At 57.1% G+C, this 417-nt stretch carries 1 protein-coding gene; it reads right to left on the bottom strand.

Annotated elements, in window-relative coordinates; translation table 11 throughout:
* Window positions 1–392: hypothetical protein (locus Y887_RS20895; RefSeq protein ID WP_211257049.1), on the bottom strand; the 392-nt coding region annotated here is incomplete at its 3' end.
* Window positions 393–417: the final 25 nt, after the last annotated feature.

Raw genomic sequence — 417 nt, 5'->3', positions numbered from 1 at the left:
CCAGTTTCCTGGTCCTTGCGCTCTGCAATCGTCCGCATGGTATCCGGTCTGTCATCGGTGAATACCTGCCAGTAATCCTTGTCGGGATTATCCTGTACCAGTTTCAGGAAGGCGTTACCCACTTCATTTTTGCGATTGCGGATCAGTGATTCGCTCAAATCCTGTATCGCCTGAGTGGAAGGAGACTGTGCGCGGGATGCGCGCCCCATGGCCTGCTTACTTTCACGCCCGCCGATGGTGAATCCCTTGCCTGTACGTGGCAGTGACACCACACCGTCAACATCCTGCCCTTTCAGGGGAACGTAGTAACGGTAGGCTTTCTGCCAGGCATCCCCCACGCCGCTCTCTTCCAGTCCTGCCTCACGGATAAGCTCCCGGCGACGGGCCAGCATATCGTCAACAATCCCTGCCAGACGG

Source organism: Xanthomonas pisi DSM 18956 (assembly GCF_001010415.1).
Lineage (GTDB): Bacteria > Pseudomonadota > Gammaproteobacteria > Xanthomonadales > Xanthomonadaceae > Xanthomonas > Xanthomonas pisi.
This window is presented reverse-complemented; position numbering and strand designations above follow the sequence as displayed.